Raw genomic sequence first — 4,453 nt, 5'->3', positions numbered from 1 at the left:
GCGGTGATCTGGAAGGCTTCGCCCAGGTCACGGTCTGCGGCTTCGGCAATGATCTCTGCCCGTTGACGGGCATCAGCCACGGCTTTTTCCAGGGCCTGGTTGCCCAGCTGGTCGCGGTTGCTAACTTCCGCACCGGCGGGGCGGATGTTACGTACGCCCTGTTCGGCAAGTCCTTCCAGTAGCTCCGCATAGGTTTCAAGGCCGTCGACCTTGAAGCTCACGTCGCGGCTGACCTGGTGGCCAATCAGTTTGCGTTCGGGTTGATACTGCCATTGGGGGGTGACTTGCATGGTGCTGGCGGTGACGGCCTTTTCTTCGATATCCAGGTCGTCTGCGAGATCCAGCATATTGCTGACAGACTCATCCACGCGATCTTTCATACCGGCGATGTCATCGCCGTTTTCACTGGCGGTAGCGACCACCGTGAAACGGTCTGGTTGGGCGCTGATTTCACCACTGCCGGATACGGTGATGCTGTCGCGGGTGGTATTGATGGTGGTGTTATCACAACCGGCCAGCGCCAGTGTGCCAGCGATCAACAAGGTCGCAGCGGATACAACTTTCATGATATCTCCTTGTACTGCCGTGCAAGCGGCAAAGTTCTATTTTGCTTATCGGTCAGGTTTACGCAACTCATCTCGTGCAAACCGTTTAAACGAACGGTTTCCCGTACAGAACGCAGGGTAAAGGCCCCTTGGTTGTTGGTCCGTTAGCCCCTATCATCGCAGCTCGTGAGGCAGAGGCAATCGGTGAGTACGGTCATGAGTTCAGCCATGGATAAATCGGAACAGCAGATTCGACAGCACCTGGGCGATTTTATTCCCGAGGATCTGGGGATTAGCCTGAATCAGGTCAATGGCATCAGTGCGTTTCAGTTGAGTGATTCAGCCGTGACGGCCACGGTAACTCTGGGGTATCCCTGCGACAGTATTCGTGACGCGCTGATTGATGCCATCCACGCACACATGGCTCCGGTACTGGAGCAGCGTTCCCTGTCAGTGACGGTGGAAAGTCGCATTGTGCCGCACCGGGCGCAAAGCAGCCTGCCGGCGCGGGACCAGGTCGCCAATATCATTGCCGTTGCGTCCGGCAAGGGCGGGGTGGGCAAATCCACCTCGGCAGTGAATCTGGCGCTGGCGCTGCAGGCGGAGGGCGCCCGTGTTGGGTTGCTGGACGCGGACGTGTTCGGGCCCAGCCAGCCGTTGATGCTGGGGTTGCCCGACGGTACACGCCCCCAATTGCTGGACGGCAAATTTTTTGTGCCGGTGGACGCCTACGGTTTGCAGACCATGTCCATGGGGTACCTGACCACAAAGCAGACACCGGTGGTGTGGCGTGGGCCTAAGGCCAGCGGCGCGCTGGTGCAGATGATGGAACAGACCCGCTGGCATGATCTGGACTATCTGTTGGTGGATTTGCCCCCCGGAACCGGGGACATCCAGCTGACGCTGGCCCAGAAAATTCCGGTGGCGGGTGCCGTGGTGATTACCACGCCGCAGGATATTGCGTTGCTGGATGCCATCAAGGGCGTGGAAATGTTCCGCAAGGTGGATATCCGGGTGCTGGGAATCCTGGAAAACATGGCCATGCATGTCTGTAACCAGTGCGGGCATCAGGAGGCTATTTTCGGTCAGGGTGGTGGCGACAAAATGGCAGCAGATTATGGCACTGAGGTGTTGGCTGCGCTGCCATTGTCCCTGCGTATCCGCGAGCAGGCAGACAAGGGTGAGCCGGTAATGCAGGCGTTCCCCGACAGTGATGAGGCTGCCCTCTACCGGTCGGCTGCCCGGCGTCTGGCTGCCCGGCTTTCACTGACGGAAGTCGGCAAGCGGGCGTTTCCCAGTGTGACGCAGCATTGAACAAGAGCCTGATGAGGGGGCTGGCCGGCTGCGTCACACATCTGGCGTCCGGCGTCCGGCGTCTATACCATTGGCCGCTTGAACGCTAACTACTCTGAAACATTGAGGCGTAAATGACTATTAAATCGGATCGCTGGATTTCCCGCATGGCCGCCGAGAAAGGCATGATCGAGCCATTTCAGACCGGGCAGATTCGCGCGGATGAGAACGGTGAAAAACTGATCTCCTACGGCGTGTCCAGTTATGGCTACGATGTGCGCTGCGCCGACGAGTTCAAGGTGTTCACCAATATCCATTCCGCCACGGTGGACCCGAAAGCGTTCGATGAACGCAGCTTTGTGGATGTGAAGGGGGAGTATTGCATTATCCCGCCGAACTCCTTTGCCCTGGCCCGCACGGTGGAATATTTCCGTATCCCCCGAAATGTGCTGACTATTTGCCTGGGCAAATCCACCTACGCACGGTGCGGCATTATCGTTAATGTCACGCCGCTGGAACCCGAGTGGGAAGGGCATGTGACGCTGGAGTTTTCCAACACCACCACCCTGCCGGCAAAAATCTATGCCCACGAAGGGGTGGCGCAGATGCTGTTCTTTGAATCCGATGAGGTGTGTGAAACCTCCTACATGGATCGGGGCGGTAAGTACCAGGGCCAGCGTGGCGTGACCCTGCCACGGGCCTAGTCTGACGCGGGCGCTGAGTCCGGAACGAGTTCCGGGCCGTTGTAGTCGATCATGATCATCTCGGCTTTCAACAGGGTGCTCTCAATGTGTTTGGCCTGTACCACCATGTAGTCCAGCTGCGGCGCTACCCAGAACAGGGTGCGCCGTTTTTCTTTGCTGTCCCCGGTACGTTTCTTTTCAACCAGCAGGGTATCCAGTTTGCCCAGCGGTGTTTTCAGGGTTTCCCTGTCGATCACTTCAAAATGATGTTCGCGCACTTTGTCGCCGTAGACACTGGTCACGGAGTAAGACTTGTCGCCGGTGGCAAACACGCAGCGCCCCCGTAGCAGAATCGTCAGCTCATCCAGCGTGTTGTCGGGGATATCCAGGCTTTCCTTGTCGTCTTCAGATTCGTTGTGTACCCGTGGCGGGTTCCACTCAAAATCCATGTGGTGGAAACGTCGTTGACCGAATCCCTTGAATTCATGCACGTAGCGCGCCGTGCGCGGTTGGCAGTCACGCCAGTGAAAATAGCTTTCCTCTGTGTTGCTGAGCAGAAACGATTTCGCCTTGAGCAACATATGGTAGTAGTCGTCGCCCTCTGCCGGTTCCAGCACCAGTTCGGCTTTGACCGGGGTAGGCAGCTTGTTCACATAAATACGAAACTCGGCAGAAAAGGGGGCCAGGGGCTCGTTGGCCGTGGCCAGGCCGCTGGCCAGCACCAGCAAAAGTGAAATCAACCGCACGCTCAGAGTCCTTTCAGTGATTGCAGGGTCATCAGGTGTTCGCCATCGTCGTTCTTCTGCATCAGTTGCACCAGCGTATAGTCATAGCCCGGAGCGAACCACATGTAGGTTTGCCGTTCGCTGTTCTTGCCACGCTGGCGTTGCACTTTCAGTGTTTTCACCTTGTCGCCGTCGATGGTCAGTGTTTCAGGGCCAGTGACGGTGTAGTGGTGGGTTTTCTGCGCACGCTCATCGGCCACTTGCAGTTCTACTTTTTTGGCGCCGTCGCGCAATTTGCACTGCAGGGCCAGGGAGACGGAGAGTTCGTCGGTGGCGTTGTCGCTTACCTCGTAGCTGCGCATGGGTTTGTCGGTGCGCTCGCTGGCGGCCACGCCGGTCTGGCGATCAATATGTAGCTTGGCTTCTTTGACCTTGCCCAGTCCGCGGCGCTCGTAACCGTAGTAATTGCTCAGCGGGGTACAGCCTTGCCAGTTGAACAGGGCGGTTTCGCGAATCTCACCGAGCCAGTTTTTGGCGTGGACTTCCATTTTCCAGAGCCCGTCCTGAACCTGGCTGAGAGAGCGGGTGGCGACGATGCTGAATGGAATACCTTCGCTTTTCAGGCGGTAGTCCAGACGGAACGGTGATGGCGTTTCGTCCCCGGTGGCGGCGGAAGAAAAGGCCAGATTCGCCAGCAGGATAGCAGCGAGAATCAGGGGGTTGCGTAGAATAATGCGTAGAGGGTTACGCCAGTGTGTAACCCTGCGCGGGGAGTGGCTTCCCATCCAGTACGACTCCGTTATCAGTCAGTTCCAGTCTAGCTTGTGCACGCCATTGCAGCACCTGGGGATAGAGCAGGTGTTCGCGTTGTTGTACACGTTTGGACAGGGAATCAACGGTATCGTTCGCATGCACCGCAATGGGGGCCTGGGCGATCAGTGGGCCGCCATCCAGCTCTTCCGTAACGAAATGAATGGAGCAGCCGTGTTCGCTGTCGCCGGCTTCCAGGGCGCGGGCATGGGTATTCAGCCCGCGATATTTGGGCAACAGGGAGGGGTGGATGTTGATCAGTTGTCCGGCGTAATGGCGAACAAAGACAGCTGAAAGGATGCGCATGAAACCGGCCAGCACGACGGTATCCGGGGCATAGGGGGTGAGCACCTCGATCATGGCCTGGTCGAACTGCTCCCGGTCCGGGTAGTCGCGG

At 57.8% G+C, this 4,453-nt stretch carries 6 protein-coding genes; 2 read left to right on the top strand and 4 right to left on the bottom strand.

Annotated features, from left to right (window positions below; all coding sequences use genetic code 11):
- Window positions 1-566, bottom strand: a 566-nt coding sequence (locus tag A3754_RS19845; RefSeq protein ID WP_063521073.1) for an SIMPL domain-containing protein, incomplete at its 3' end; no start/stop codon positions are given.
- A gap of 207 nt (window positions 567-773) precedes the next feature.
- On the opposite strand from A3754_RS19845, the gene apbC reads away from it, so the two are divergent.
- Both apbC and dcd read left to right on the top strand, forming a co-directional pair.
- Window positions 774-1,859: an iron-sulfur cluster carrier protein ApbC gene (apbC, locus tag A3754_RS19840; RefSeq protein ID WP_231880707.1), complete on the top strand. Its 1,086-nt coding sequence runs from the start codon at window positions 774-776 to the stop codon at window positions 1,857-1,859.
- A 113-nt stretch (window positions 1,860-1,972) separates the two neighbouring features.
- On the top strand, window positions 1,973-2,542 hold the full coding sequence (dcd, locus tag A3754_RS19835) for a dCTP deaminase (RefSeq protein ID WP_063521071.1): 570 nt from the start codon (window positions 1,973-1,975) through the stop codon (window positions 2,540-2,542).
- Here dcd and A3754_RS19830 read toward each other — a convergent pair.
- The 3 genes from A3754_RS19830 to purN all read right to left on the bottom strand — a co-directional run.
- Window positions 2,539-3,267, bottom strand: coding sequence for a DUF3108 domain-containing protein (locus A3754_RS19830; protein ID WP_063521070.1), 729 nt, complete (start codon window positions 3,265-3,267; stop codon window positions 2,539-2,541). The two genes, dcd and A3754_RS19830, sit on opposite strands and share 4 nt — an antisense overlap.
- A gap of 2 nt (window positions 3,268-3,269) precedes the next feature.
- Complete coding sequence (locus tag A3754_RS19825; RefSeq protein ID WP_063521069.1) at window positions 3,270-4,031, bottom strand: DUF3108 domain-containing protein; 762 nt, start codon at window positions 4,029-4,031, stop codon at window positions 3,270-3,272.
- Window positions 3,991-4,453: phosphoribosylglycinamide formyltransferase (gene purN / locus A3754_RS19820; RefSeq protein ID WP_063521068.1), on the bottom strand; the 463-nt coding region annotated here is incomplete at its 5' end. The genes purN and A3754_RS19825, both read right to left, overlap by 41 nt.

The sequence above is a fragment of the Alcanivorax sp. HI0083 genome, assembly GCF_001635175.1.
The sequence above is the reverse complement of the archived record's forward strand: the minus strand, read 5'-3'. Positions and strand labels throughout refer to the sequence as shown.